This window comes from Mesorhizobium sp. ArgA1 (assembly GCF_053714375.1).
The window spans coordinates 1-230 of record NZ_JBSKBQ010000212.1 but is presented as its reverse complement, the minus strand read 5'-3'; the positions used below and the strand labels follow the sequence as shown (position 1 = coordinate 230).

The following is a 230-nucleotide window of genomic DNA, read 5'->3' as shown; positions in this document are numbered from 1 at the left end:
CCCCCGCGCGGACGCATCGGTGCAGATTGAGCATCGTCGCGCAAATCGGACGGTGTGGGCGCATTCAGGTCGACAAAAGACTGAAGGCCGCCGAAGGTTCCTGAGCGCGCCCCGGCAGAGTGCGCTGGCGCAAAGTGCGCATCGTCGCGCAAGTCGGACGGTGTGGGCGCATTCAGGTCGACAAAGGACTGAAGGCCGCCGAAGGTGCCTGAGCGCGCCCCGGCAGAGTG

Annotated in this window: 1 protein-coding gene; it reads right to left on the bottom strand. The window is 66.5% G+C overall.

Going from position 1 to position 230, the window contains the following annotated elements:
- Window positions 1-230: hypothetical protein (locus ACWGTI_RS33020; protein WP_454590722.1), on the bottom strand; the 230-nt coding region annotated here is incomplete at both ends.